Source organism: Sphaerisporangium sp. NPDC049457 (genome assembly GCF_055586705.1).
In genome coordinates this window covers 25,269-51,178 of record NZ_JBVJHR010000023.1, presented here as the reverse complement: position 1 = coordinate 51,178, position 25,910 = coordinate 25,269, and the positions used below count along the sequence as shown (strand labels likewise).

26 protein-coding genes are annotated in these 25,910 nt (G+C 70.8%); 13 read left to right on the top strand and 13 right to left on the bottom strand.

Going from position 1 to position 25,910, the window contains the following annotated elements:
• The first annotated feature begins 401 nt into the window (after nt 1–401).
• The 3 genes from ACZ6QO_RS31055 (at nt 402) to ACZ6QO_RS31045 (ending at nt 7,667) form a co-directional block, all read left to right on the top strand.
• The gene (locus tag ACZ6QO_RS31055) at nt 402–6,203 is read left to right on the top strand and encodes a ThuA domain-containing protein (protein WP_465855850.1); all 5,802 of its coding nucleotides are present in this window, start codon (nt 402–404) and stop codon (nt 6,201–6,203) included.
• 142 nt (nt 6,204–6,345) lie between these two features.
• The gene (locus ACZ6QO_RS31050) at nt 6,346–7,089 is read left to right on the top strand and encodes a hypothetical protein (protein ID WP_465855848.1); all 744 of its coding nucleotides are present in this window, start codon (nt 6,346–6,348) and stop codon (nt 7,087–7,089) included.
• Complete coding sequence (locus ACZ6QO_RS31045) at nt 7,086–7,667, top strand: hypothetical protein (RefSeq protein ID WP_465855846.1); 582 nt, start codon at nt 7,086–7,088, stop codon at nt 7,665–7,667. The genes ACZ6QO_RS31050 and ACZ6QO_RS31045 overlap by 4 nt, the downstream gene beginning before the upstream one ends.
• A gap of 419 nt (nt 7,668–8,086) precedes the next feature.
• Here the strand turns inward: ACZ6QO_RS31045 and ACZ6QO_RS31040 are convergent, their stop codons facing one another.
• The 3 genes from ACZ6QO_RS31040 to ACZ6QO_RS31030 form a co-directional block, all read right to left on the bottom strand.
• Nucleotides 8,087–8,473, bottom strand: a complete 387-nt coding sequence (locus ACZ6QO_RS31040) for a VOC family protein (RefSeq protein WP_465855844.1) — start codon at nt 8,471–8,473, stop codon at nt 8,087–8,089.
• A 410-nt stretch (nt 8,474–8,883) separates the two neighbouring features.
• Complete coding sequence (locus ACZ6QO_RS31035; RefSeq protein ID WP_465855842.1) at nt 8,884–9,396, bottom strand: LLM class flavin-dependent oxidoreductase; 513 nt, start codon at nt 9,394–9,396, stop codon at nt 8,884–8,886.
• A gap of 261 nt (nt 9,397–9,657) precedes the next feature.
• Nucleotides 9,658–10,215: a nucleotidyltransferase family protein gene (locus ACZ6QO_RS31030; RefSeq protein ID WP_465855840.1), complete on the bottom strand. Its 558-nt coding sequence runs from the start codon at nt 10,213–10,215 to the stop codon at nt 9,658–9,660.
• Nucleotides 10,216–10,362: 147 nt separating this feature from the next.
• Between ACZ6QO_RS31030 and ACZ6QO_RS31025 the strand changes: the two genes are divergently transcribed.
• The 4 genes from ACZ6QO_RS31025 (at nt 10,363) to ACZ6QO_RS31010 (ending at nt 12,002) form a co-directional block, all read left to right on the top strand.
• Nucleotides 10,363–10,917 carry a DUF1360 domain-containing protein gene (locus ACZ6QO_RS31025; protein ID WP_465855838.1) on the top strand — a complete coding sequence of 185 codons (555 nt, stop codon included), beginning with the start codon at nt 10,363–10,365 and terminating at the stop codon, nt 10,915–10,917.
• A complete protein-coding gene (locus ACZ6QO_RS31020) occupies nt 10,917–11,165 on the top strand; it encodes a hypothetical protein (protein ID WP_465855836.1) in 249 nt (82 codons plus the stop codon). Before ACZ6QO_RS31025 ends, ACZ6QO_RS31020 begins: the two co-directional genes overlap by 1 nt.
• On the top strand, nt 11,162–11,758 hold the full coding sequence (locus ACZ6QO_RS31015) for a DUF6328 family protein (protein ID WP_465855834.1): 597 nt from the start codon (nt 11,162–11,164) through the stop codon (nt 11,756–11,758). The genes ACZ6QO_RS31020 and ACZ6QO_RS31015 overlap by 4 nt, the downstream gene beginning before the upstream one ends.
• Before the next feature lie 94 nt (nt 11,759–11,852).
• The gene (locus ACZ6QO_RS31010; protein WP_189166679.1) at nt 11,853–12,002 is read left to right on the top strand and encodes a GPGG-motif small membrane protein; all 150 of its coding nucleotides are present in this window, start codon (nt 11,853–11,855) and stop codon (nt 12,000–12,002) included.
• Nucleotides 12,003–12,231: 229 nt separating this feature from the next.
• Here the strand turns inward: ACZ6QO_RS31010 and ACZ6QO_RS31005 are convergent, their stop codons facing one another.
• Both ACZ6QO_RS31005 and ACZ6QO_RS31000 read right to left on the bottom strand, forming a co-directional pair.
• A complete protein-coding gene (locus tag ACZ6QO_RS31005) occupies nt 12,232–12,963 on the bottom strand; it encodes a metallophosphoesterase family protein (RefSeq protein ID WP_465855832.1) in 732 nt (243 codons plus the stop codon).
• On the bottom strand, nt 12,960–13,256 hold the full coding sequence (locus ACZ6QO_RS31000; protein ID WP_465855831.1) for a BON domain-containing protein: 297 nt from the start codon (nt 13,254–13,256) through the stop codon (nt 12,960–12,962). The genes ACZ6QO_RS31005 and ACZ6QO_RS31000 overlap by 4 nt, the downstream gene beginning before the upstream one ends.
• 414 nt (nt 13,257–13,670) lie before the next feature.
• On the opposite strand from ACZ6QO_RS31000, the gene ACZ6QO_RS30995 reads away from it, so the two are divergent.
• From ACZ6QO_RS30995 to ACZ6QO_RS30980, 4 genes are all read left to right on the top strand, one after another.
• Nucleotides 13,671–14,897: a glycosyltransferase gene (locus ACZ6QO_RS30995; RefSeq protein WP_465855829.1), complete on the top strand. Its 1,227-nt coding sequence runs from the start codon at nt 13,671–13,673 to the stop codon at nt 14,895–14,897.
• A 25-nt stretch (nt 14,898–14,922) separates the two neighbouring features.
• A complete protein-coding gene (locus tag ACZ6QO_RS30990; protein ID WP_465855828.1) occupies nt 14,923–15,819 on the top strand; it encodes a glycosyltransferase family 9 protein in 897 nt (298 codons plus the stop codon).
• A 172-nt stretch (nt 15,820–15,991) separates the two neighbouring features.
• On the top strand, nt 15,992–16,246 hold the full coding sequence (locus tag ACZ6QO_RS30985) for a hypothetical protein (protein WP_465855827.1): 255 nt from the start codon (nt 15,992–15,994) through the stop codon (nt 16,244–16,246).
• Nucleotides 16,243–17,256, top strand: coding sequence for an SDR family oxidoreductase (locus ACZ6QO_RS30980; protein ID WP_465855826.1), 1,014 nt, complete (start codon nt 16,243–16,245; stop codon nt 17,254–17,256). Before ACZ6QO_RS30985 ends, ACZ6QO_RS30980 begins: the two co-directional genes overlap by 4 nt.
• A 286-nt stretch (nt 17,257–17,542) precedes the next feature.
• Here the strand turns inward: ACZ6QO_RS30980 and ACZ6QO_RS30975 are convergent, their stop codons facing one another.
• The 7 genes from ACZ6QO_RS30975 to ACZ6QO_RS30945 form a co-directional block, all read right to left on the bottom strand.
• Nucleotides 17,543–17,806: a DUF4235 domain-containing protein gene (locus tag ACZ6QO_RS30975; protein ID WP_465855825.1), complete on the bottom strand. Its 264-nt coding sequence runs from the start codon at nt 17,804–17,806 to the stop codon at nt 17,543–17,545.
• A gap of 2 nt (nt 17,807–17,808) precedes the next feature.
• Nucleotides 17,809–18,234: a hypothetical protein gene (locus ACZ6QO_RS30970; RefSeq protein ID WP_465855824.1), complete on the bottom strand. Its 426-nt coding sequence runs from the start codon at nt 18,232–18,234 to the stop codon at nt 17,809–17,811.
• A 183-nt stretch (nt 18,235–18,417) separates the two neighbouring features.
• On the bottom strand, nt 18,418–18,810 hold the full coding sequence (locus tag ACZ6QO_RS30965) for a ChaB family protein (RefSeq protein ID WP_465855822.1): 393 nt from the start codon (nt 18,808–18,810) through the stop codon (nt 18,418–18,420).
• A 198-nt stretch (nt 18,811–19,008) separates the two neighbouring features.
• Nucleotides 19,009–19,293, bottom strand: a complete 285-nt coding sequence (locus tag ACZ6QO_RS30960; RefSeq protein ID WP_465855821.1) for a DUF6458 family protein — start codon at nt 19,291–19,293, stop codon at nt 19,009–19,011.
• A 132-nt stretch (nt 19,294–19,425) separates the two neighbouring features.
• The gene (locus ACZ6QO_RS30955; RefSeq protein WP_465855819.1) at nt 19,426–20,247 is read right to left on the bottom strand and encodes a fructosamine kinase family protein; all 822 of its coding nucleotides are present in this window, start codon (nt 20,245–20,247) and stop codon (nt 19,426–19,428) included.
• Between the two features lie 92 nt (nt 20,248–20,339).
• Complete coding sequence (locus ACZ6QO_RS30950; protein WP_465855817.1) at nt 20,340–21,329, bottom strand: C40 family peptidase; 990 nt, start codon at nt 21,327–21,329, stop codon at nt 20,340–20,342.
• Nucleotides 21,330–21,663: 334 nt separating this feature from the next.
• Nucleotides 21,664–23,313, bottom strand: a complete 1,650-nt coding sequence (locus ACZ6QO_RS30945; RefSeq protein ID WP_465855815.1) for an ABC-F family ATP-binding cassette domain-containing protein — start codon at nt 23,311–23,313, stop codon at nt 21,664–21,666.
• A gap of 220 nt (nt 23,314–23,533) precedes the next feature.
• Between ACZ6QO_RS30945 and ACZ6QO_RS30940 the strand changes: the two genes are divergently transcribed.
• Nucleotides 23,534–24,358 carry a metallophosphoesterase family protein gene (locus ACZ6QO_RS30940; protein ID WP_465856027.1) on the top strand — a complete coding sequence of 275 codons (825 nt, stop codon included), beginning with the start codon at nt 23,534–23,536 and terminating at the stop codon, nt 24,356–24,358.
• Nucleotides 24,359–24,380: 22 nt separating this feature from the next.
• Nucleotides 24,381–24,575 carry a hypothetical protein gene (locus tag ACZ6QO_RS30935; RefSeq protein WP_465855814.1) on the top strand — a complete coding sequence of 65 codons (195 nt, stop codon included), beginning with the start codon at nt 24,381–24,383 and terminating at the stop codon, nt 24,573–24,575.
• 58 nt (nt 24,576–24,633) lie between these two features.
• Here ACZ6QO_RS30935 and ACZ6QO_RS30930 read toward each other — a convergent pair whose 3' ends face one another.
• Entirely contained in the window at nt 24,634–25,707 is a 1,074-nt protein-coding gene (locus ACZ6QO_RS30930) for an alpha/beta hydrolase (protein WP_465855812.1), read from the bottom strand.
• Nucleotides 25,708–25,910 lie beyond the last annotated feature (203 nt).

Sequence of the window (25,910 nt, the reverse complement as noted above, 5' to 3'; positions counted from 1 at the left end):
AACAAACGCGGGGGGGGGGGGGGGGGGTTTTCTCCCCCCCCCCCCCCCCCCCCCCCCTCCCCCCCTCCCCCCCCTCCTCCTCCCCCCCCCCCCCCCCCCCCCCCGCGAGCATGGTGATCAACCACCTCATCGACGACCCGACAACGATCATGCATTCCTTACCCAGGCCGGCGACTCCCTGACGGCCTCCACATACCTGGAGACGGCACCCTCCAGCCCCCGCAGTATCCGCAGTATCCATCGCTGAAAGCGGCAACAAGCGCGGCGGCGCGCGCCTTGCCTGACGTCCCCCTGTCAGGAAAGGGTTTCCCATGTCACCACGTTCTCGAACGTGGGCCAGACCGCTCACCGCGGTCCTGCCAACCGGTCGTCTTCGCCATCTGCGCACGACAGCGGCGACGATGGCTCTCGCCCTCATCCTCCCCATCCTCACGACCCTGGCGCTCTCGCCGGGCGCCGCGAACGCCGCGACCACCACGAGCGCCGCGGCACCCGACTTCAAGGTGCTCGTCTTCTCCAAGACCACCGGGTTCCGGCACGACTCGATCCCCGAGGGCGTCGCGGCCGTCCAGAAGCTCGGCCAGGAGAACAACTTCGCGGTGGACACCACCGAGGACGCCACGCAGTTCACCGACGAGAACCTGGCGCAGTACCAGGCCGTGATCTTCATGTCCACGACCGGTGACCCGCTGGGCACGCAGGAGCAGAAGGACGCGTTCCAGCGCTACATCCAGAACGGCGGCGGCTACGCCGGCGTCCACGCCGCCTCCGACAGCGGCTACAGCTGGTCCTGGTACGGCAAGCTGGTCGGCGCGTACTTCAAGCAGCACCCGGCGATCCAGAAGGCCACCGTCAAGGTCGAGGACCCGGCGCACCCCTCCACCCAGGGGCTGCCGACGTCGTGGTCCCGCACCGACGAGTGGTACGACTACCAGGCCAACCCGCGCGGCACCGTGCACGTGCTGGCGTCGCTGGACGAGAAGTCCTACAGCGGCGGCACCATGGGCGTCGACCACCCGACGGTGTGGTGCCAGGACTACGACGGCGGACGTTCGTGGTACACCGGGCTCGGCCACACCAAGGAGAGCTTCGTCGAGCCGGAGTTCCTGAAGATGCTGCTCGGCGGCATCAAGACCGCCGCCGGCGCGGTGAAGGCCGACTGCTCGGCCTCCCAGAGCGGCAGCTTCGAGAAGGTCACCCTCGACGACAACACCTCCAACCCGATGATGCTGGACGTCGCCAAGGACGGCCGGGTCTTCTACATCGACCGCAACGGCGACATCAAGATCATCAAGCCGACCGGCGCCACCGTGACGGCCGGGCACCTCAACGTGTTCACCGCCAACGAGAGCGGTCTGCTCGGCATGGCGCTCGACCCGGACTTCGACACCAACAACTGGCTGTACGCCTACTACTCTCCGACGGGCGTCAACGTCGACCGGCTGAGCCGCTTCACGGTCACCGGCGACACCCTCGACCTGTCGAGCGAGAAGAAGATCCTCGACGTGCCGGTCCAGCGCGCCGAGTGCTGCCACCACGGCGGCGGCATGACCATGGACCACAAGACCGGCGACCTGTGGCTCGCCACGGGTGACAACACCAACCCGTTCGCCTCGGACGGCTACGCGCCGCTCGACGAGCAGGCCGGCCGTTCGTCGTGGGACTCGCAGCGCACCGCGGGCAACACCAACGACCTGAGCGGCAAACTGCTGCGGGTCCACCCCGAGGACGACGGCACCTACACCGTCCCGTCGGGCAACCTGTTCCCCCCGGGCACGGAGAAGACCAAGCCCGAGATCTACGCCATGGGTCTGCGCAACCCGTTCCGGATGGGCCTGGACCCGAAGACCGGATACCCCATGGTGGCCGACTACGGCCCCGACGCGAACTCCGCGAACGCCGCGCGCGGTCCGGAGAACACCGTCGAGTGGAACCTGATGAGCAAGCCGGGCAACTACGGGTGGCCGTACTGCATCGGCAACAACAAGCCGTTCGTCGACTACAACTTCGCCACCAAGACCTCGGGTTCGGCGTTCAACTGCGCCGCGCCGGTCAACGACTCGCCCAACAACACCGGCCTGACCAACCTGCCGCCGGTGACCCCCGCGACGGTCTTCTACCACTACAACACCGACGCGGCGAACTTCCCCGAGCTGAACGGCGGCGCGCCGATGGCGGGCCCGGTCTACCGCTACGACCCCGACCTGCAGTCGGCCACCAAGTGGCCGGCCTACTGGGACGGCAAGGCGATCTTCGGCGAGTGGAACACCAACAAGATGTTCTCGTTCCAGCTCAACGAGGACACCACCTCGCTCGTCAAGATCAACCAGATCGTCAAGTCCATGAGCTTCAAGCGGCCCATGGACCTGAAGTTCGGTCCCAACGGGTCGCTGTACCTGATCGAGTGGGGCTCCGGCTTCGGCGGTGACAACGCCGACTCCGGCATCTACCGCATCGACTACGTCAAGGGCACCCGCCCGCCGGTCGCCCGCGCCTCCGCGGACAAGACCGACGGCCCCGTGCCGCTGAGCGTGCAGTTCTCCAGCGAGGGCTCGCGCGACCAGGACGGCAAGGCGCTCACCTACGCGTGGGACTTCGACGCCGACGGCACCGTCGACTCGACCGACCCCAACCCGTCGCACACCTACACCACCGCCGGCAACTACAGCGCGGTGCTGACCATCAAGAACCCCGACGACGTCACCGCGACGGCCAGCGTGCCGATCGTGGCGGGCAACACCCGCCCGACGATCACCCTGGTGCCGCCGCCGGACGGAGGGTTCTTCGAGTTCGGCGACCAGGTGAAGTACAAGGTGGTCGTCACCGACCCCGAGGACGGCACCGTCGACTGTGACAAGGTCGAGGTCCAGGCGTTCCTCGGGCACGACAGCCACGGTCACCCGCTCGACACGCACAACGGCTGTGAGGGTGTCATCCAGACCCTCACCGACAGCGGCCACGGCACGGACGACAACCTCTTCTACGTGCTGGAGGGCAGGTACACCGACCAGGGCGGCTCCGACGGCGCGGCCAAGCCGCTCACCGGGCGGGGCGAGGTCGTCCTGCAGCCCAAGCGCAAGCAGGCCGAGCACTTCGCCGAGACCGGCCGGGTGGCCGACGGCAAGGGCACCGACACCCCGGGCGTCCAGGTGGAGGACACCACCGACGCGCAGGGCGGCTCCAAGAACATCGGGAACATCCAGGACGGCGACTGGTTCTCGTTCTCCCGGCTGAACCTGGTGAACATCGACGCGCTGCGACTGCGCGTCTCCTCCGCCACCTCCGGCGGAACGGTGCAGATCCGGGTGGACGACCCGGTGAACGGCGCGCTGCTCGGCTCGGCGGAGGTGTCCGGCACCGGCGGCTGGCAGACGTTCACCGACGTCACGGTGAACCTGACCAACCCGCCGGCGCAGACCTCGACGCTGTACTTCGTCGTGCGCAAGCCGGCGAGCGCCGCGGACGACGCCTTCCTGGTCAACGTCAACTGGGTCGACTTCGTCGGCAAGGGCGTCACGGAGAACCAGCGCCCCTCGGTGACCGCCTCGGCGACCCCGAAGTCGGGCACCTCCCCGCTGAAGGTCGACTTCACCGCGACGGCCACCGACCCTGACGGGGACGTGCCGCTCACCTACAAGTGGAACTTCGGGGTGAACGGCGCGCCGGAGGCGACGACGGCCGCCGCGAGCTACACCTACACCGCTCCAGGGTCCTACACCGCGACGGTGACCGTCACCGACGCCAAGGGCGCCGTGGCCACCGCCAAGGTCCCGGTCAAGGTGGACGCGCCGACCACGATCTGCCTGTCCGGACGCTCCGACGACTTCCTCGGCACGGAGCTCGACCGCGACCGCTGGTCGGTGGTCCGGGAGGACCAGAACCTCAAGGTCGTGGACGGCAAGCTGGTGCTCCCGACGTCCACCACCGACATCTACAGCACGGGTGGCAACACGACGAACATCGTGCTGCAGCCCGCGCCGGCCGGCGCCTGGACCGCCACCGCGAAGCTGACGATGAACGCCCGCGACCAGTACCAGCAGGCGGGTCTGGTCATCTACGGCGACGACGACAACTACGCCAAGATGGTGCTGCAGGCGCGGGGGAACAACTCCCACGCCAACCGCGTCTTCCAGTTCATCCGTGAGGAGAACGCCGCCCCCAACGAGGTGTCGCAGAGCAACACGGCGCAGCTCGGGGACGCCTACCCCGACACGGTGTACGTGCGGTTCATGAGCGACGGCACCAACATCACCGCCCACTACTCCTCGGACGGCGTCACCTACACCGCCATGCCGCAGACCAAGGCCCTCGCCGGGATGAACAACCCGAAGATCGGCCTGCTGTCGCTGGCGGGCGCCAACCACCCGGTGGTGGACGCGGCGTTCGACTGGTTCCACATCACCCCGGACGACAAGGCCACCAGGCCGGCGGCGAACGACGAGTTCGACGGCGCCTCCCTGGACCTCTGCCGCTGGGACGCCTCCGTCCGCCTCGACGCCACGACGTCGCGGGTGACCGGCGGCAACCTGGAGATCGACACCGAGACCGGTGACATCTACGGCACCGGGAACAGCAGCCCGAAGAACTTCATCCTGCAGCCGGCGCCCGAGGGCGACTGGACGCTGGAGACGAAGCTCGACGGCTCGGCGATCAGCGAGCAGTACCACCAGGGCGGTCTGATCGTCTACGCCGGCGACGACGACTACGTGAAGCTCGACCTGGTCGCCGACAGCAGCCCCGGTTCGACGGTCTCCCGTCGTCTGGAGCTGCGCAGCGAGCTCGGCGGCGCCGTGCAGGACCCGCAGCCGCAGGTGGGCAACGTCACCGGCGGCGTGTGGTGGCTGCGCCTGGTTAAGAAGGGTGACGCCTTCAGCGGCTTCTACTCCGCCGACGGCACCACCTGGACCGAGATCGCCGCGAACACCCCGGTGCGCAACAGCGCGGTGGCGAGCGGCGGCAAGATCGGCCTGTTCGCCTTCGGCGCCAGCCAGACGGTGTCCGCGAAGGTCAAGTTCGACTACTTCCACCTCTCCGACGCGGTGGAGGAGAAGGACACGACCGCTCCGGTGACGTCCGCCGCGACGAGCCCCGAGGCTCCGGCCGGCGGCTGGTACACCGAGCCGGTGCAGGTCACGCTGACCGCGGCCGACGAGGACAAGGGCAGCGGGGTCGACCGCACGGAGTACCGGCTCGACGGCGGCGACTGGATCGCCTACACCGAGCCGGTCGTCGTCTCCGGAGACGGCTCGCACACCCTCGCCTACCGCTCCGCCGACAAGGCGGGCAACGTCGAGGAGGCCAAGACCCTTGAGGTCAAGGTCGACGTGGTCGCCCCGGTGACCACCGCGACGTCCGCTCCGGCGAACGACGACGGCTGGCACAACGGCCCGGTGCCGGTGACCCTCGCGGCGACGGACGAGACGTCCGGCGTGGCGAGCACCGAGTACGCCCTGGACGGCGGCGACTTCCAGCCGTACACCGAGACGGTCAGCATCTCGGGTCAGGGACAGCACGTGCTGCAGTACCGCTCGACCGACAAGGCGGGCAACGTCGAGGAGATCAAGGCCGTCACGGTCAAGATCGACTCGGCTGCTCCCAGCGTCCTGATCACCGGGGTCGCGGACGGCGGGCAGTACGGCGACAGCACCGACCTGCAGATCACCTGGCAGGCGGCGGACTCCGTGTCCGGGCTGAAGACGGTGACCGGCACGCTGGACGGCCAGCCGTTCACGTCCGGCACGGTCACGGCGCTGTACAAGCTGGCCCTGGGCGAGCACACGCTCACCGTCACCGCCGTCAACAAGGCCGGCAACAGCACCGTGCAGACGGTGAAGTTCACGGTCGCCACCTCGACGGCCGACATGAGCAACCTGGTCGACCGCTTCGAGCAGGCCGGGCAGCTCACGCACAAGAACGCCGACAAGCTGCAGAAGGCGCTCGACCACGTGCGCAAGGAAGAGGGCAAGGACCCGCACAGCCCGCCGCCCCCGCCCATCCCCCCGGCCCCGCACAACCCCCCGGGCCCGCCCAAGCCGCCGAACCCCCCGGGCAAGGACAAGGAGAAGAAGATCATCAAGGCGCTCGAGGACTTCAAGAAGGTCGTCAAGGACAAGAAGGTCGTCACCGACACCGAGGTCCGGACCACGTTCCTTCGCGACGCCGACGCGCTGATCGTCCAGCACGGCGGTAAGCCGAAGAACTGAGCCGCGGGGTTCGCCCCGCCCTACCTGCGGGGCCCCGGACGACCCGACGGGCGTCCGGAGCCCCGCTCACCCCCAAGGGTGCCCCGCGCGCGTCGCGGGGCACCCGCCCCGGACTTCACCAGCGAACATCCCTACCGAGGAGGTGGCGGTCATCGGCCGGAACAGGAACACCACTCCGGTCCGGTACTCCTCCGCGGCCCGCAGGCCCTCGCCGTTCCGGGCCGCACCGGCCCGGACGTCGTCCCGGCCCTGGGCGCGCGTGGCCGCATTCGCGGCCGTCTTCGCGGCCGGCGCGCTCATCACCGGCGGCCTCGTCTTCGCGCTGACCCGGCCGGACCCCACCGAGACGGCGGTCCAGCAGCTCAGGGCCGAGGCCGCGCAGCGGGACAAGGCCCAGATCAAGGAGCTCACCGGCCTCGCCCGCACCACCCGCGACCGGCTCGGCCCGGTACTGGAGGGGCTGGCCCGCGTCATGCCCGACGGCGAGGCCGCGGACGCCGCCGGGCCCGCCACGGTGACCTCCGCCGACGTCGGCAACTGGCGCAAGGCCACGGCCGCGGCCGTCGCGGACTTCGCCGACCCGCCCTCCGGCGAGACCGCCACCAACGTGACGCGGTCGAGCCTCGCCTCCGCCGTACGGCAGCTCGCCACCGCGGTCGACACCTACGCGGCCGCCCGGGACCTCAGCGGACCGGCCGCCGCCACCGTGACCGACCTCGCCGCCCGGCAACGCTCCGGCGCCGTCTTCACCTGGTCGGTCGGGGCCACCTCCCTCGACGCGGTGAACGTCGACGCCGGCTACGGACACCAGCACGTATTCCTGCAGACATCCGCCGACGGGGCGCTCACCCCCGACGACGAACCCGAGGGGCACCAGCACCAGTGAACAAGACAATCGGCTACGTCATGACCGTCCTGCTCGCCGGGCTCGTGCTGCTGCTCGGCGCACCGGCGGCCTACGCCCACGAAGGACCCATCAAGCTGGAGGTCGTCGGGGACGGCGCCCAGAACGTCAACGTCCTGGTCACCTACAAGAAGGACGGGCACCCGGTCACCGAGTCGGTCGCCGCGACGCTGTCCGCGACCTCCGCCGACGGCCGCACCTTCGGCCCGGTCACCCTCAGGTCCGCGCCCGAGGGCCAGAACCTCTACCACCTCACCGAACCGCTGCCGAGCGGCGAGTGGAAGGTCACGGTCAAGGCCACCGAACCCAGCAAGGCCCGCAAGACGGTCAAGGTGACCGCCCAGGACCCCGCCGCCCTGAGCGAGCAGGCGGCCACCGCCCCCGCACCGCTGAACAACGCGGCCCGCCGGACCCCCGCCCTGGCCAACGCCGCCGCGGCCCCCTCCGAAACCGCCGACGACAGCCCGATCACCACCCTCCTCATCATCGGCGCCATCACCCTCGCCGCCGCAATCGGCGTCGTCGCCTGGATGCGCCGCACCCACACCCCCCACGCCTGACCGGCATGACGGGCCCCCGCCATCCCATCCCGTCCGGTGCCGCCCACCGCCCGCCGAGCCGACCAGCGGGCGCGGCACCCCGGCGCATCCGCCTGAGGATGAACGGGGGCCTCACGATCGTGACGCGCCGACAGCGATCACGGCGTCACACCGACCACCGTCACGACCGGTACGACCATTGCTTTCATGTCGTACGGCTCGGACACGATCAGGTCCAGCACGTAGGCTCGGAGCTATGACGGCTGCTGCTCCTGAAGAGTACTTCGTACTAGAGGCACGCCGCTTCGCCATCGTCCGCCCTGTACTGCCCGTGTTCACCCTGCTTCACGGGTAGGACTCCCGTCGCTGGAGCGCACGAAAAGCCCTGGCCACGGGCGGCGCTGTCGGCGCCCGCGCTTCTGACCAGGACACGGTTCCGCTCACGAACGCATGAGGCAGAACTCGTTGCCGTCGGGATCCTGCATCGTGATCCAGTTCTCACGATCGGCCTGAACCGTTGCCCCCAGCGCACACAGTCGCTCGACCTCCGCGACCGCGTCGGTGGCGCCCAGGTCGAGATGGACCCGGTTCTTGACCCGCTTGCCCTCTGGCACGAGTTGGAAGAAGATGCGCGGCAGCCTGCCCGTGGTGTGAACGAGCAGAACCGTGGGGTCGTCCTCCGGGTCGTCGATGCCCATGGAGCGCAGCCGTGCCAGTTCCTCCTCGTCGTACGGCGCGATCTCGTAGCCGTCCAGGGCCTGCGCCCAGAATCGGGCCGCCGAAGCCGGATGAGGGCTATCGAAGACGATGTCCTTGATGGAGGCCACAAGACTCCCGTCCTAAACAAATGACATCGGAGATGGTGAGCCGTGCCGATGGTGGGACAACTGCCAAAATCGTAGGTGAGTTCGTGGAGATCGCGACACTCTCCGAGTGTGCGGCGATCCGCGACGGCAAAGACCTTCCACGGGCCAGGGCGGTGAAGGCTCGTTCGAGCCCGGCACGGTCGAGAAGGATGCCTGCGGGGTCGTTCATGCGGCGGTCAGGTCCTTGGCGGAGAGGTAGACGCCGTGTTTGCGGAAGGCCGCCGGGGCGTGGGCGAGGGCGTCGGCTCTTTGGACCGCGAGTTCGGCGGGGAACCATGCTCGGCGAAGGACGTGTCCAGCAGGGTGGACTCCTGCTCCACCCTCTCGACCTTGAGCCGGAGGCGACCCCATCTGCGCGGCTGCCCATTGGGTCATGCTGGGCGGGAAGGGGGCCGGCCGAGGGTGGGGGCTAGGTTTTGGGCTATGTCGGTGAGGATCTGGACGTAGTCGGCGTGGTCGAAGGTGAAGGGCAGGGCGAAGGCGACCTCGTCGATCTCGCGGAAGGCGGCGTGGGCGTGGAGGCGTTCGGCGATCTGGTCGGAGGTGCCGACGAGGTCGGGGGCGAACATCAGGCGGGCCGGGCCCTGGGGGGTGGCGGTACGCGGCGTGCGCTTGCGCGCGTACTCCTCGTACTTGGCCCGCTGCTCCGGTGAGGCGCTGTCGGTGCGGCTGGTGCGCTGGGTGGCCGCGGCCAGGACGGCGACGGGCGAGGAGATGCCGTACTGCAGGTGACGGTGGCGTATCCAGGCGCTGTCGAAGCCCAGTCGCTCGCCCAGTTCGATGATCTCAAGGGTGGACTCGTGGCCCCGGCGCGGCTCGGCCGCGTCGAACAGGCCGATGGTCAGAAAGCCCAGCTTCCGCAGCGGCCTCGGGCGCACCGGCATGCGACTCCTCCATCGTCCATCGGCGTCCTCGGGCGGACGCCGACGCCGTCGATTGTGGCAGACCGTCATCGGGCCACCACCGACGGGTGATTCGCCCCCTTACCGATAAAACATACTATTTGTGTAGGCTGACCGGGAAAGGCAGGGCCCTCGGCCGGAGGGCTCGCTTCTCCGGCCGGCGCGGAGCCGCGCTCCGGCGCCGGCACGCGGTCGGCGGCCTCGGCCGCCTTGTGAGGCGCCGTGCTGATCGGGTGGCCGGGGTCAGGGCCAGGTGGTGTCGGCGTCGTCGGGGGGCGGCTTGGGGCAGGCGACGCCCAGACGGTCCAGGAGGGTGAGGAACGTCGAGGCGTACGGTGAGGTGGAGGCGACGACGGCGACGCGGTCCCAGTCGACCTGCTCCCTGAGGGCGCGCACCTGCGGCAGGATCGACCCGTAATCGCAGCTGTGCTCGGACATGGGCAGGATCCACGAGATCACCAGGTCGGTGGCGTCCAGCACGGGCAGGCTCAGCGCCGCGGTGTTGATCATGCCTGATCTGGCGATCATCTCGGCGGTGATGGGGCGCTCCTCGATGCGGAAGATGAGGTCGACGAGCCTGTCGCCCTCGTCGAACGCCTTGACCAGCCAGTCCTCCGGGGGCTTCGCGGTGCGGAAGCCGACCCCTCTGAGCGTCTCCAGCGCGCGCGGCACGTCCTCCTCGACGAGGACGAAATCGACGTCGTGCAGCGACGGCGCCGCTCCTCGCGCGTACGCGGCGCAGCCGCCGGCGAGGGCGAACCGCACGCCCTCGGCTTTGAGAACCGACCCTGCGCGCTTCAACGTGTCGATGATCGCGTCGGTGACCTCATGCGTGTGACTTCCCAAGGCTCACCCCCATACGAGCGATGGCTGGAGATCTCCCGTACCCCCGTCGTTCCAGGCCAAACGCTGGGCATGGTCCCGCCGAGCGGGGGTAGGCGGCGACCTATGACCAACAATCTCACCCGAACGCTGCGTAAGGAGGAACGGGCCTACGAGAACGGAACCGATCGACCGCTCGGCTCCTACCTGCGCGTCCTCGGCGTGTACGGCGGCGCGGTGGCCGGGCTGCTGGCCGCGGGGAAACTGACCGGTGTGCGGCCGCCCGAGCGGATCGCCGTATTCGACCTGTTGCTGATGGGCGTGAGCACGCATCGGCTCTCCCGAACGATCACCAAGGACCCGGTCACGAGCCCGCTCCGGGCACCTTTCACACGGTACGCCGGGTTGAGCGGACCTGCCGAACTGAGGGAGGAGGTCCGCGGTCACGGCGTCAGGCACGCGGTCGGTGAGCTGCTGACCTGCCCTTTCTGCCTGGCTCAGTGGATCGCCACCGGCTATGCCGCCGGCATGGTCTTCTCGCCGCGGTTCACCCGCCTGGCAGGGGCGACCATGACGGCCGTCGCGATCTCCGACTGGCTCCAGCTGGCGTACGCGCGGCTGATGAAGGCGGCGGAGGGCCAAGGCGGCCGGAACGACGGAGAAGACGAAGAGGAGGAGTGATGACGGAGATCTCCTTCGGCACGTCGCTGAAGGTCTTACAGGAGAACCCCTACGGCAGGTGGCTGGCCTACGCCCTGGCCGGCCTGGCCGGCTCCACCCTCCTCACGGTGGCGGCGAGCGCGGCCGGCGTCATGTGGCTGACCATCCTGATGGGCCTGCTGACGTACGTCTCACTCGGCGCGGCGCTGTTCGTCGGACGCCGGGCGGCGCGGGCGCACCGCCGGGAAGGGCACAGGACGCGTCAATGACCTCGAGTGATGCCACCGGGAACGATCCGGTCAAAAGCGGCGGCGAGCCGGAGACGGACGAGACCCACAAGGAACGGGTGGACCGCGAGCTCGGCGAACTGCTGCAGGGTCTGCGGGTGGCGGCCACGGGTGTGCAGGTGCTCTTCGCCTTCCTGCTCACCCTGCCGTTCTCCAGCGGGTTCGACAAGGTGGACCATACCGGCCGGTGGCTGTTCTACGCGGCGATGCTGAGCGCCGCGGTCGCGTCCATCTGCTTGATCGCGCCGGCGACGCAGCACCGGATCCTGTTCCGCAGCGCGCTCAAGGAGCTGATGCTGCACCGGGCCAACCGGCTCGGCGTCGTGGGCGGCATCGCGCTCGCCGTCTCCATGACCTGCTCGACCGGGCTGGTGGTGGAGGCGTTCCTCGGCGTCCTGCCGGCGGCGCTGCTGGCGGGCGGGGTGGCCGGACTGAGCTGCTGGCTGTGGTTCGTGCAGCCGCTGGTGTCCCTGGCCCGCAGGCGCGGCGGCCGTGGCGGCGGCTCGGCCGGTTCTGCCGGTTCTGCCGGCTCGGGGGCCGCCCGTTCCGAGGCCGCGCGGCCTGAGATCCCGTGAGCCGCGGAATCGGCGTCGCACCAGGGATGGCGCATTAACAAGAGTTGATCCGCTAAGACGTTAAGAGGGCATTTGTCAGGGCAGTGGGATGCCCATGGGTACACTTCTTTGGCTCATCGCCGTCGTTCTGGTCATCGCCGGGATCTACGTCATCCTGGCCCGTCGCGATCTCCTCTGGGGGATCGTCCTCATCGTCGTCGGGTTGCTCGTCGGTCCGGGTGGCGTAAGCATCTTTCATCCATAGCCACGTCCCGCGCACCGCGGGGCGTGTGATAAGCGCAACGGCGGACCGGTCATCCGGTCCGCCGTTTCGCCGTTCCCCGTCCGTTCTGCCGGTTCCCCGTCCGTTCTGCCGGTTCCCCGCCCGTTCTGCCGGTTCGCCGCCCGTTCTGCCGTTTCGCCGGTTCGCCGTCCGTTTCGCTTTCACAGAGGTTCGCGCGCTGGTCTCCCGGCCCGGGCTTCGCGGCTCAGGCTCAGGCTTCGGAGTCCTCGGCGCCCAGGCCGTACACGGCGTACGCCCTGCGCAGCACGGGCAGCGCCACGTTGCGGACGCGCACGCCGCCCGGCGTCAGGCCCTTCTCCACGCCGGAGTGCGCGTGCCCGTGGACGAACAGGTCGGCGCCCTCGGCGTCCACCGCCTCGGCGAGCAGGTAGCTGCCGAGGAAGGGATAGATCTCCAGCGGCTCGCCCGCCAGGGTGTCCTTCACCGGCGAATAGTGGCTGAGCACCACCCGGTGGTCGGTGTCGAGGCTCTTGAGCGCCTTGTGCCAGAGCTCGGAGATCTCTCTGGTGTGCCGGACGAACGCCTTCATCTGCGGCTCGCCGAACTCGCTCGCGCACTTGCCGGCGAACCCGCCGCCGAATCCCTTGCCGCCCACCACACCGAGCCGCAGGTCGCCGCACCGGATGATCGTCGACTCGTCCTGCAGCACCTGGATGCCAGCGTCGCGCAGCACCGCGACGATCTCGTCCTGGGCGTCGGACTGATAATCGTGGTTGCCCAGGACGGTCACCACCGGGATCGGCAGGTCGCGGAACTCGTCGGCCACGACCCTGCCCTCCTCCGGCGTGCCGTGGCGGGTCAGGTCACCCGCGATCAGCAGGACGTCGGCCCGTTCTTCGATGCCGTCCAGCCTCCCGCGGTATCTCCCACGGAGGTCCTCGCCGAGGTGGACGTCTCCGACGGCCGCGACTCTGATCTTCACAGGGTCTCCTCCTCTCCGGGCCCCCTGACCTCGACCACGGTGACCTCGTTGTGCACTCTCAGGCCGGGCGCGGTCTCCCCGGCCACGGCGGCCACGAGCCGCCGTCGTTCGTCGCACTCGACCTGGCCGCGCAGGAAGAGCTGATCACCTCTGATGTCCACCCGGATGCCGAGTTCGTAGGTGCGCTCGTCCTCCGCCAGCGCCCGTTGCACGCGGGCGGCGAGATAGTGAGGAGCGTCATAGTGCGGAGCGTCATGATGCGGGACGACGTGATGCGGGGCCTCGTAGGACATCGTCTACCCCCCTCCGATCGGGTAACAGTTTTCGCATGCCCGTCGTTCAGGCCACGAAACCGGGGAGGTTTGGTCCTCTCCTTTCAGGATAGAACGCTGCTTTAGCAGCAAGCGCGAGAGAACACAAGCCTCCAGCCAGCGTGAGAGAACGCCGGTTTCCAGAGATGGAGCCCACAACGCGGAAACGCGCGACGGCGCGGCCTGCGATCGACCCTGACAACGTGCACCTTGCCCCTGTGCACCTCGAAGACCGCGCGCCGTCCCTGCGGCGCCGCGGACGTTCCCGTTTCGTGCCTACGCCGACCGGCGCTCGCCGAGCGAGGTCACCTGCGGATCGGCCCTGCCCGCGGCCACAGGGCCGACGCGACCGGGCGATCTCGCCGCGACGCGTTCGCCTGACTTGGAGGAGACGCGGTGAACATAGCAATGGTGTCGGAACACGCGAGCCCCCTTGCCACCATCGGTGGCACGGACACCGGGGGCCAGAACGTCCACGTCGCGGCGCTCGCCCGCGGCCTGGCCTCGCAGGGCCACGAGATCATCGTCTACACCCGCAGAGAGGACCCGGACGTCCCCGAGCAGGTGCCGCTGGCGCCGGGGGTGACCGTGGTCCACGTGCCGGCCGGGCCGCCACGGCGCATCGCGAAAGACGACATCTTGCCCTTCGTCCCCGATTTCGCCGACTGGTTACGGCGGCGCTGGATGTTCCAGACGCCGGACGTGGTGCACGGGCACTTCTGGATGAGCGGCCTGGCGGCCCTGGCCGCGACCCGGGGTCTCGACATCCCCGTGGTGCACACCTTCCACGCGCTCGGCGTGGTCAAGCAGCGGCACCAGGGAGCCGAGGACACCAGCCCGCGCGAGCGCCCGCAGGCCGAGGCGGTGATCGCCCGCCGCGTGGAGCGGATCATCGCCACCTGCGGCGACGAGGCGAACGAGCTGGTGCGGATGAACGCGCCGCCCCGGTCGATCAGGGTGGTGCCGTGCGGCGTCGACACCGCGGTCTTCCGCCCGGACGGGCCTGTCGCGCCGCGCCCGCGCGGGCCGCGGCTGCTGTCCGTCGGGCGGCTGGTGCCGCGCAAGGGCGTCGGCACGCTGATCGAGGCCATGCGGCTGATCCCGGACGTCGAGCTCGTCGTGGCCGGAGGCCCGCCGGCCGGCCGGCTGGACGGCGATCCCGAGGTACGGCGCCTGCGGCGCGCGGCGTCCGAGGCGGGGGTGACCGGCCGGGTGCGCTTCGTCGGCAGAGTCTCCCACGAGAGCATCCCCGCGCTCATGCGCTCCGCCGACGCGGCCGTGTGCGTGCCCTGGTACGAACCGTTCGGCATGGTCACCCTGGAGGCCATGGCGTGCGGGGTGCCCGTGGTGGCCTCCGCGGTCGGCGGGCACCGCGAGACGGTGGCCGACGGCCGGACCGGCGTGCTCGTGCCGCCGCGCGACCCCCGCGCGCTGGCCACGGCCGTCAACACTCTGCTGCGCGACCGGCGGCTGCGGGCGGCGTACGGCAGGGCGGGTGCCGAGCGGGCCCGCGCGCTCTACAGCTGGGAGCGGATCTGCGCGGACACCCTCGCCGTGTACGAGGAGATCGTCGCTCCTCGGGTAGGTGTGCCCGGCGAAAGGGAGGAAAGGAAGGCATCATGACGGCGATCATGAAGGTGCCGAGGCCATGAGCATCGCCCTGGTGTTGCGCGCGCTCGGGGTCGCCGGCCTGCTGACCGCCGTGCCGGCACTGCGCGCGCTGCGCCAGGGAGGGCTGAACGTGGTGCTCGCCGCGCCTGCGGAGCTTCGGGACCTGGCCGTGCTGACCGGCGCGGTCGAGGGGTTCGTCCCGGTGCGCGGGCTGGAGGGACTCTCGTGGAACGCCCGGCGGCCCGACGTGGCGGTGAACATGCACGGGCCGGGGCCCCGCAGTCACCACGTGCTGATGGACCTGCGGCCGCGGCGGCTGTGGGGGTTCGCCGACCCGGCCTTCCCCCGGCTGAAGGGTCCTCAGTGGGAGGACCACGAGCACGAGGTCGAGCGGTGGTGCAGGCTCGTCCGCTGGTACGGCTCGCGCGTGGACCCCGGCGATCTGGCGCTGCCCGTGCCGCTGGTCGCCAACCCGGCACCCGGCTCGGTGCTGGTGCACCCGGGGGCACGGGACGCGGCGCGGCGCTGGCCCTCGGAACGGTTCGCCGAGGTCGTCAGGGCGTTGACGGCCGAGGGGACGCGGGTCGTGATCACCGGGACGCGGCGGGAGCGGCCCCTGGCCCTGCTGGTGGCGGCGCAGGCGGGGCTGGCCCCGCACCGCGTCCTGGCCGGGCGCACGTCGATGCGCGAGCAGTGCGCGCTGGTCGCCGGGGCGCGGCTGGTGGTGAGCGCGCACACCGGAGTGGCCCACCTCGCGACCGCGTACGGCGTGCCGTCAGTGATCGTCTTCGGGCCGGACTCCCCTGCCCGGTGGGGGCCGCCCGCGGACCGGCCGTACCATCGCGCGCTCGCCAGGGGCGCGGACACCAGGGCCGTAACCGTGGCGGACGTCGTCTCGGCCGTCCGGCGGGTACTGTCCGTCTCGTGCCGCTGACCAGGGCGGGAGGTTTGGAACGGCGCGCTGACGGTAGCTGAACCGGGTCGGCACCACGGCGGCGGGAGCCGGGTGCGGACGCGCCGGATCGATCCCGCCGCCACAGTCGGGAGCGCACATGACGTCGGATTTGTCGGGTATGGGAAATGCTTACCGGAAAGGGGCGCCAGCGATGAGTGAAACGCCGGAACAGAGGTCGGAGACAGGCAAGCCGATGGTGGCCGCGACGCCTCGGGACGTCATTCACATACGGCTCGCCTCGTTCGCGATCTTCCTCGCGCTGGCGCTGGGCGCGCTCGCGCTGGTGGCCAAGGCGACGGTGGTGGCCGTCGTGCTCGGCGTGATCGCCTTGATCGCCGTCGTGGACGTCGTCTTCGCCGTACACCGCCAGCGCCGCCTCGGCAACGGTCCGCGCTCCACCGGATGAGAGGGGCCGACGTGCTCAAGGACAAGGTCGTGGTGGTCACAGGCGCCAGCGGCGGCGTCGGGCGCGCGGTGGTGCGGATGCTCGGCGAGAAGGGCGCCAAGGTCGCGCTCATCGCACGCGGCGAGACCGGGCTGGCGGGCGCCGCCGTCGACGTCGGCGGCGAGGGCGGTACCGCCAAGGTCTACCCCGCCGACGTCGCCGACCACGAACAGGTCGAGACCGCGGCCGACCAGATCGAGACGGAGCTCGGCCCCATCGACGTGTGGATCAACGTCGCCTTCTCCTCGGTCTTCGCGCCGTTCGCGCAGGTCGAGCCGGCCGAGTACGAGCGGACCACGGCGGTGACCTACCTCGGATACGTGTGGGGCACCCGGGCCGCGCTGCGCCGGATGCGCCCGCGCAACAGGGGTGTCATCGTGCAGACGGGCTCCGCCCTGGCCTACCGCGGCATCCCCCTCCAGTCGGCGTACTGCGGCGCCAAGCACGCCATCAAGGGGTTCACCGAGTCGGTGCGCACAGAGCTGCTCAACGAGGGCAGCGACATCGCGATCACCATGGTCCAGCTGCCGGCGGTGAACACGCCCCAGTTCGACTGGGTGCTCTCGCGGCTGCGCCGCCACCCTCAGCCCGTGCCGCCGATCTTCCAGCCCGAGGTGGCCGCGCAGGCCATCGTGTACGCGGCCGAGCATCCGTCGCGGCGCGAGTACTGGGTGGGCGGCAGCACCGTGGCCACCATCATCGGGGAGCGCCTCGTCCCCGGGCTGATCGACCGCTATCTCGCCCGGACGGGCGTCCGGTCACAGCAGGCCGACGACAAGCGGCCGACCGGCGTCGCCAACCTGTGGTCGCCCGCCGACGAGAACCGCGACTACGGAGCGCACGGAAGCTTCGACCGGCGCTCGAAGAGCCACAGCGTCCAAGTGTGGCTCTCCCAGCACCGCCGCCTCGTCCTCGCCGCCCTCGCCACCACCGCAGCCGCCACCGCCGCCACCCTCGCCACCCGCCACTGACGCCCCCGGCCCTGCCACCCATCGCTGACACACCCGCCGCCCCCCTCCGGCTTTCACCGACGTGGTGGTGGTCTGTTCGGCGCCGGGTCGGCGGGACGTGGGACGGCGGCGCTCCCGAGCGTCGGACGACCCGGTGGGACGGACGCTGACGCACCTGACCACCTATCGGGTTTCCGCCCGTGTGGTGGTGGTCTCTTCGGCGCCGGGTCGGCGGGACGTGGGACGGCGGCGTCGGCGCCCCCGTACGTCGGGCGACCCGGCGGACGAAGCCTCGTGGCGGCGGGTTCTAGCTGCCGGGCCACTCTCCTGTCGCGCTTTCCACGGTCTGGGCGCTGGCGCGGTCGATCGCTGCCTTCACGAGCCCGAAGATGGCGCCCTGGACGGCCGAGGCGAGCAGGACCTCGCCCCAGCCGTACTCCTTGGAGGTCGCCTGCGGGGCGTCGTCCTTGCCGGCCATCAGCTTCCAGACCTGCTTGAAGATCAGGCTGGAGACGAAGCCGCCGGCCATTCCGGACAGCGCGCCCACCGACCTGTAGGCAAGCTTCTTCACGGTTACTTCTTCCTCCGCAGCATCCGCCAGAGGAGCAGGACCGCGGCCGCCACGGCGGCGGTCGCCCAGGGCCGGGTCCTGGCCTGGGTGACGACCTTGTCGGCGGCGTCCTTCACCTCGTCGGGCATGTTGGATCGGGCCTTGTCGGCGAGTTCCCCGGCCTTGCCGGCCAGGTCGCTGCTCTTTGCCTTGGCGGCCAGTTCGCTCGCCTTGTCGCCGGCCTTCACCGCGAACTCCCCTGCCTTGTCGCTCGCCTTGGCGGCCAGGTCTCCGGCCTTCTCGCCGGCCTTGACGGCGAGGTCTCCCGCCACGTCGCCGGCTTTGGAAGCCAGCACTCCGGCCTTGTCGCCGGCCTTGACCGCGAGATCGCCCGCGTCCTTCTTCACCGTGGTCAGCGCGTCGTGCATACGATCAGTGGTATCCGCCATCGTGTCCTCCTTTGCCGTGGACCCCCAGCTACCCATGGGGAAGGGCCTCTAACGCAGGGGATTCACCACCCGCGGAAGCACGCCCGGACGCGCGGACGCCGCCGACGCGAGTCACCCTGCCGGGGGCACCGTCCGAAGGACGCACCCGGCAGGGTCACCGCCGGCGGGAGATGCCCGGCCGGGTCACCGCGCCTTGGCGGTGGCCCGGCGGTTGGCCTTCTTGATGGCGTCGACGAGCTGCTCCTTGTCCATCTTGGAGCGGCCCTGGATGCCGAGGCGTGCCGCCACCTCGGTCAGGTGCTTCTTGCTGGCGTTCGCGTCGACGCCTTCGGCCGTCTTGCCCGGCTTGGGGGTGCTGCGCGCGGCCTGCGCGTCGGACGGGCCCTTCTTGCCCTTCGGCTCCCAGTGGTCGCCGACCTTCTCGAACGAGTGCTTGAGCGCGGAGAACGCGGTGCGATGCGCGCGCTCGCCTTCTCCGTAGGTCTCGACTGCCGAGTCGTGCGCCTTGATCCAGGTTTCCTGTGCCTTCTTCGGCGAGCGCTCGATCGTCGACGGCAGTTCCTGCTTTCCAGGCATAGCGTTTCCTCCTTCGACTCGCGGTCCGCTCGCTGGGACGACCCGTTAACTTCCCGGTGGCACGGTGTTCCTTTCACACCGGCCCGGAAGTTTTGCGCAGCCCGGTACGCCCTCCGAACCAGCCATGACTTGTCATGACACGCAGGTTCCAGTGGGCGCCACCGGCACCGCGCCGCCGTCCCGGCGGCTCGCCGGAAGTCAGATGATGGGATCGTCGTAACGCCGCTCCTCGTAAACCTGCGTCCGCGTGGTGTCGACCGGCGTCACCGGGTTGACGGGGACCGTGCCCACAGGGGTCGTCCGGGTCACCGCGGTGCGGCGCGCGCTGGTCAGCCGCCAGATGCCGAACAGCAGACCGGCGATGCCGCCGAGCATCAGGATCACGCCGACGACGTTGATGTCGACGCCTGCGAGGTCGAACTCGACGGCCCATGTGAGGATCGCGCCGAGCATGATCAGGAAGATGCTTCCGGCTATGGTCATGGATAAGCCTCCTTCGCTCCTCGCCACCCCTTCTTTCCCGCACACGAATCTCAAACGTCGAACCTGCCGCACGCTCGGTGAACACCACCCCGGACGCGTGCGCCCGCGCCTCGCCGAACGGGGCGGAGAACCTCAGAGGCGCAGCGCGGCGGCGACGGCGTCCAGCAGCCGGGAACGGTAGCCCGCCCCGTAGAGGCAGACGTGGACGAGCAGCGGATGCAGCTGGTGAAGCGGGACGCGCGCCCGCCAGCCGTCCGCGAGCGGCGCCTCCTCCCGGTAGGCCGAAAGGATCGTGCCGAGGTACGGCGCGCCGAACAGCGCCAGCATGGCCAGATCGGTCTCACGATGGCCGCCGTGCGCGGCCGGGTCGACGAGCACGGCCCTGGTTCTCGTCCACAGCACGTTGCCGCTCCACAGATCTCCGTGGACGCGCGCCGGCGGCTCGGCGGGCCCGGCCAGCTCCGGCAGGCGCTCGATCACCGTCTCCACCAGGCGGGCATCGCGCTGGGACAGCCCCCCGGCGTCCCGCGCCCGCCGCAGGAAAGGAGCCAGGCGCCGCGAGCCGTAGAACTCCGGCCAGTCGTCCGCCGGGTCGTTCTCCATGGGCAGCTCGGCGATGAACCCCGGCCAGGGGGCGCCGAAGTGGTCGGCGCCGGCGGCGTGCAGGCGGGCGAGCTCGCGGCCGAAACGCTCGGCGGCCCCTGCGGTGGCGGTGGAGGTCTCGATCCACTCCAGGACGAGCCGCGCGGCGCCCGCCTCCAGCACCTCCGGCACGGCCACGGCGCCCGCCCGCCCGAGCCACCGCAGCCCGGCGGCCTCGGAAGTGAACACCTCGGACGCCGCGCCGGCCTTGACGAACACGGCGCGCCCGTCCGGCAGCTCGGCCATGTGCAGCCGCCAGGCGTGCGACGACCCCAGGTCCGCGACGATCTTTAGCTGTGCGTCCGGCCGCATGCTCCAAGAATGCCGCAACCGCGCCCGGCGAGCGGCTCCGCCCGGCGAGACCGCGTCCAGCGAGACCGCGTCCAGCGGGATCCCGTCCAGGGTCAGGGACGGACGGCTCCCATGAGGCGGCCGCGCCAGTAGGCGTCGAGCGCGACGACCTTCACCACGTCGCCGGTGTGCGGGGCGTGCACCATCTTGCCCTCGCCCGCGTAGATGCCCATGTGGCCGAGGCCGTTGCTGAACAGCAGGTCGCCGGCCTGCAGCTCGTCCAGGGAGACCCGGCGGCGGGCGCCCCACGCCCACTGCTGGTAGGTGGTGCGCGGCAGCTTCACCCCCGCCTTGGCCCACGACGCCTGGGCGAAGCCCGAGCAGTCGTAGGACCCCGGCCCCGTGGCCCCCCAGCGGTACGGTTTTCCGACCTGCGCGAAGGCGAACCGCAGGGCCACCCTGGCGTTGCCCGACGCGGGGCCGTCGTAGCGGATGCCACGGCTGTTGGGGTCGCCCGCGTTGAACTGGTTGAGCCTCCGCAGCAGGCGCTCCTGCTCGCCGACGAGCTTCTCCACCTTCTTCCGCTCTTTCGCCACGTCGGCGAGCATCTTGGCCATGTCGTCGTAGGCGACCTTGGCCTTGGCCCGCCTGTTCCGCAGCCCCCGCGTGGCGACGTCGAACTCCTCCAGCGTGCGCGCCTGGCCCTCCGAGACCTGATTGGCCACGGCCAGCCCGGACAACAGCCTCGACGGGTCGTCCTGGCTGATGATGCCCGGCACGCTGCCCATCCCGCCGTACTGGTACAGGTTGGCGGCCGCCGACACCACGCTCTCCCGCAGATCGCCGACCTTGACCCGCTCACGGCCCAGTTCGCCGTCGAGCCGCCGGTACTTCTTCCACGCCGCCTTGTACCTCTCGTTCACGGTGTTGTAGCGCTCGACCATCGCGTCCGCCTGGTCCTGGAGCTTCGCGAGCCGTGCCCTGGCCTGGGCGACGGTGGGGCGCGGTTCGGCGACGGCGCTCCCCTGAGACGTCAGCAGCACGGCGGCGGCCAGCGCGGCGGCCACCGGAACCAGCCCCTTGCGGACGCTGTGCACCGGCACGAAGACCCCTTCCCGATCGACAAGCGCCGTGCTCCGGCCCACCGCACGGCGGGCGCGGGCCGGAGCACGGCGATTCGCACCAGCAGGTACGCGGAACCGGCCTCGCCGGTTCAGTCGCGAGGCGATGGGAGCGGTGGAAGGGACCGCGATAGTGGAAGGGAACCGCCGTGTGGAAGGAACCGCGGCAGGGGGACGGGGCGGCCGGGCGGCCGGGCGTCAGGCCCTCGGGCCCTCAGATGCTCGTCGGATCCTCGAATCTCCAGGCCCTCGGGCCCTCAGATCCTCGGATGCTCGTCGGATCCTCGAATCTCCTGGTCCTCAGGTCCTAGAGTCCTCAGGTCCGGGTGGTGGTCTCGCGGACCTGGCCGGCGTCGACCAGCAGGTGGCGCGTGGTGTGCACGGCCTTGAGCATCCGCCGGTCATGGGTGACCAGGAGCAGGGTGCCGGGGTAGGTGTCCAGCGCCGTTTCGAGCTGCTCGATGGCCGCCAGGTCCAGGTGGTTGGTCGGCTCGTCCAGCACCAGGAGGTTCACCCCGCGCGCCTGCAGCAGCGCGAGCGCGGCCCGCGTGCGCTCGCCCGGCGACAGCGTGGCGGCCGGCCGCAGCACGTGCGCGGCCCGCAGGCCGAACTTGGCCAGCAGTGTGCGCACATCGGCGGGCGTCATGTCGGGGACGGCGGCTCCGAAGGCGGAAAGGAGTGGTTCGTCCCCGAAGAACATGCCGCGAGCCTGGTCGACCTCGCCGACCACGACGCCGGGGCCGAGCGCGGCGTGCCCCGCGTCGAGCGGCGTCCGGCCGAGGATGGCCGCGAGCAGCGTCGACTTGCCGGCGCCGTTCGCCCCTGTGATCGCGACGCGCTCGGCCCACCCGATCTCCAGGTCGACCGGCCCGAGCACGAACCCGCCGCGTCGGACCGTGGCGGCGCGCAGCGTCGCGACGACGGCTCCCGCGCGGGGCGCGGCGGCGATCTCCATGCGGAGCTCCCACTCTTTGCGGGGCTCCTCCACGACCTCCAGCCGCTCGATCATGCGCTCGGTCTGGCGGGCCTTCGCGGCCTGCTTCTCGGTCGCCTCGCTGCGGAACTTCCGGCCGATCTTGTCGTTGTCGGGCGCCTTGCGCCGGGCGTTCTTCACGCCCTTCTCCATCCAGGCCCGCTGGGTGAGCGCCCTCGCCTGGAGCTGGGCCCTGGTGTCGGCGTACTCCTCGTACTCGGCGCGGGCGTGCCGCCGGGCGACCTCGCGCTCGGCCAGGTACGCCTCGTAGCCGCCGCCGTAGACGCGCACCTGCTGCTGGGGAAGGTCGAGCTCGACGACCTTGGTCACCGTCCTGGCGAGGAACTCGCGGTCGTGGCTGACCACCACGGTGCCCGCGCGCAGCCCGTTGACGAAGCGTTCGAGCCGGTCGAGCCCGTCCAGGTCCAGGTCGTTGGTCGGCTCGTCGAGCAGGAAGACGTCGTACCGGCTGAGCAGCAGGGACGCCATGCCGGCGCGGGCGGCCTGGCCGCCGGACAGCGACGTCATCGGCTGGTCGAGGCCGACGGCGAGGCCGAGCTCGGCGGCGACCTCCTCGGCGCGCTCGGTCAGGTCGGCGCCGCCGAGGGCGAGCCAGCGTTCGAGGCCGACCGAGTAGGCGTCGTCGGCGCCGGGACGGCCCTCCACCAGGCCCTCCGTCGCCGCGTCGAGTTCGCGCTGGGCCGCGGCGACGCCCGTACGGCGGGCCAGGAACGCGGCGACGGTCTCCCCCGGCCTGCGCTCGGGCTCCTGCGGCAGGTAGCCGACCACCGCGGTGGGCGGGCTGAGCTGCACAGAGCCCTGCTCGGGGGCCGCGATGCCGGCCAGGATGCGCAGCAGCGTCGACTTGCCGGCGCCGTTCACCCCGACCAGGCCGATCACGTCCTCGGGGGCGACGACCAGGTCGAGCCCGGAGAACAGCGCCCGGTCACCGTGCCCGGCTGCCAGATCTTTGGCGACGATGGTGGCGGTCATGCCCAAACGGTATCCGCCTCCGGCCGGGCGAGCGCACAACCGGCGCCGTCCACCCCGCGCGCCGCTCCGTCGCCGGGCAAGCGGTGACCGGAGCCACCCCTTGCCCACCCCTACCTGCCACGGGAAGTGCGCCGCGCCACCCGTCGCCCGCGTGCCCGTCCGGGGTGATCGTGGTTACGATCGCCGTGTGGTGATCGGAGGCGCGGGCGGCGGCAGCCTGATGGCGATCAGCGACCTGCACGTCGCCTACGCCGAGAACCGCGAGATCGTCGAGCGGCTGCGCCCCGAGTCCGACGACGACTGGCTGCTCATCGCCGGTGATGTGGGCGAGTTCGTCTCCGACATCGAATGGGCGCTCACCCTGCTCGCGCGGCGCTTCGCCACCGTGATCTGGACGCCGGGCAACCACGAGCTCTGGACGCCGAAGGACGACCCGGTGCGGTTGCGCGGCGAGGCGCGTTACCGCCATCTGGTCGGCATCTGCCGCCGGCTCGGCGTGCTCACGCCCGAGGATCCGTACGCCGTGTGGGTCGGCCACGGCGGGCCGGTGACCGTCGTCCCGCTGTTCCTGCTGTACGACTACACCTTCCGGGCGCCCGGCACCACGAAGGAAGAGGCGCTCGCGGGGGCGTACACGGCCGGCGTGGTGTGCACCGACGAGTTCATGCTGCACCCCGACCCGTACCCGAGCCGCGACGCCTGGTGCCGGGCCCGGCTGCGCGAGACCGAGCGCCGCCTCCAGACGCGCGACCCGTCGATCCCCACCGTGCTGGTCAACCACTTCCCGCTGGTGCGGGAACCCACCGACATCCTGCGCCACCCCGAGTTCGCGCAGTGGTGCGGCACGGTCGGGACGGCCGACTGGCACCTGCGCTACAACGCCGCCACCGTGATCTACGGGCACCTGCACATCCCCCGCACCACCTGGTACGACGGGGTGCGCTTCCAGGAGGTCTCGCTCGGCTACCCCCGCGAGCGCCACATGTACAACGTGCCGGGCATGGACTCCCTGCGCCAGGTCTTCCCCGACCTCTCCCACGCCTGAGCCGCCGCTCCCGCCTGCGGCGGTGACCCACGCCTCCACCGGGTGCACCGAACAGCCGCTGGCCGTCCTCGCCCCGGCAGAGGGCGCCGAGTTGCTCGGCCGGCGCCTCGCGGCCCTGGGCGAGCAGGCCGAGGAGGTGCGGGGCGTGCTGCGGCAGGCGCGCCTTCGGCGTCGAGCAGCGCTACGTGATCGACTGGGACAAGCCGGTCACCGATGAACCGGCCGGCGCACGACCCGCCTGAGACCTCCGGGTGCCAGACGTTCGGGACGGCGCGCTAGCCGCCGAGGGCCGCCTTGTCATCGGCGGCCGTGCCGGTCGCGGCGGGCTGGAGGCGCTCGGCGAGCCAGGTCAGAGACTGCGGGTAGCGATAGTCGATGGCGCCGTGCCCGGCGTCGAACAGCTCGAAGCGGATGACCTCCTCAGGCACTCCGTGCGCGAGGAGGGCCTGCCGGAAGGCCTGGGCGCCGACGTCCAGCTTGAACTCGTCCCGCGTCCCGGCGTCGATCCACACCGCCCGCATCGAACGCAGGGCATCGGCGTACCTCGGGACCATGCGCACCGGGTCCCAGTCGAGCCAGCGCTGCCAGGCCTCCTGCCTGAGCACCCCGGTCCGCGGGTCGAAGGGCAACTCGGGCGTGCCGTCCTCCCTTGCGGAGAACGCCGCCGAGCAGCCGAGGATGCCGAGCAGAGTGCCGTCCGCCGGGTCGGTGAACGCCGTGCGCTTCATGAACGCCTCCCACCACCGGCCGATGTCGCCGTCGTAGGCGCGCAGGTGGCGCACGGCCTCGGCGAACTCCGGCAGGTAGCAGTACTCGTAGAGGCTGTCGCCCGCGTGGGTGGCGAAGGCGCCGAACAGGTCCGGGCGGAGCATCGGAGTGATCATCGAGCCGAAGCCGCCGCTGGACTTGCCGGTGATCGCGCGATGGTCGCGATCGGCGAGCGTGCGATAGTTCGCGTCCACCCACGGCACGATCTCGTCGCACAGGTAGGAGTGGTAGCGGCCGGTGCCGGGCGAGTCGACGAACTGGCTGCCGCCGTACCCGGTCCACGCGTCGACGTAGACGAGGATGACCGGCGGGGCCTCCTCGCGGGCGAAGACCTGGTCTGCCGCTTCGGGGAACGGCAGCCGGAAGGGCGAGCGGTTGCGCCACATGGTCAGATGCCCGGTGTACCCCTGGATGACGTAGACCGCCGGATAACGCCGGCCGGGCTCGTCGTCGTAGCCAGGGGGCACGTAGACCCACAGCGGTCGCTGGTGCGGGTCGTTCAGCGGGTTCCCACGAAGCGCCTCGCTGTCGAACACGTGCTCGTCGAGACGTCCGGCAAGGTCAGTCCGCCAGGGCAACATCGGCATTCTCCTTCGGTCCTCACATCCGTATCACGAACATCGCGAGTGCGCCCGCTCCCCCGCCCCCCGCCCTGACCGGGAATGCGCCCCCAGCGCCCCGGCCCTCCCCGCCGCGACCGGGGCTAAGCCTCCGCCCCCGTCCCCTCGCCCTGACTCGGGCCACCGTATTGTTCGGCCGATTGTTCGCCCGGTCATCCCGCACG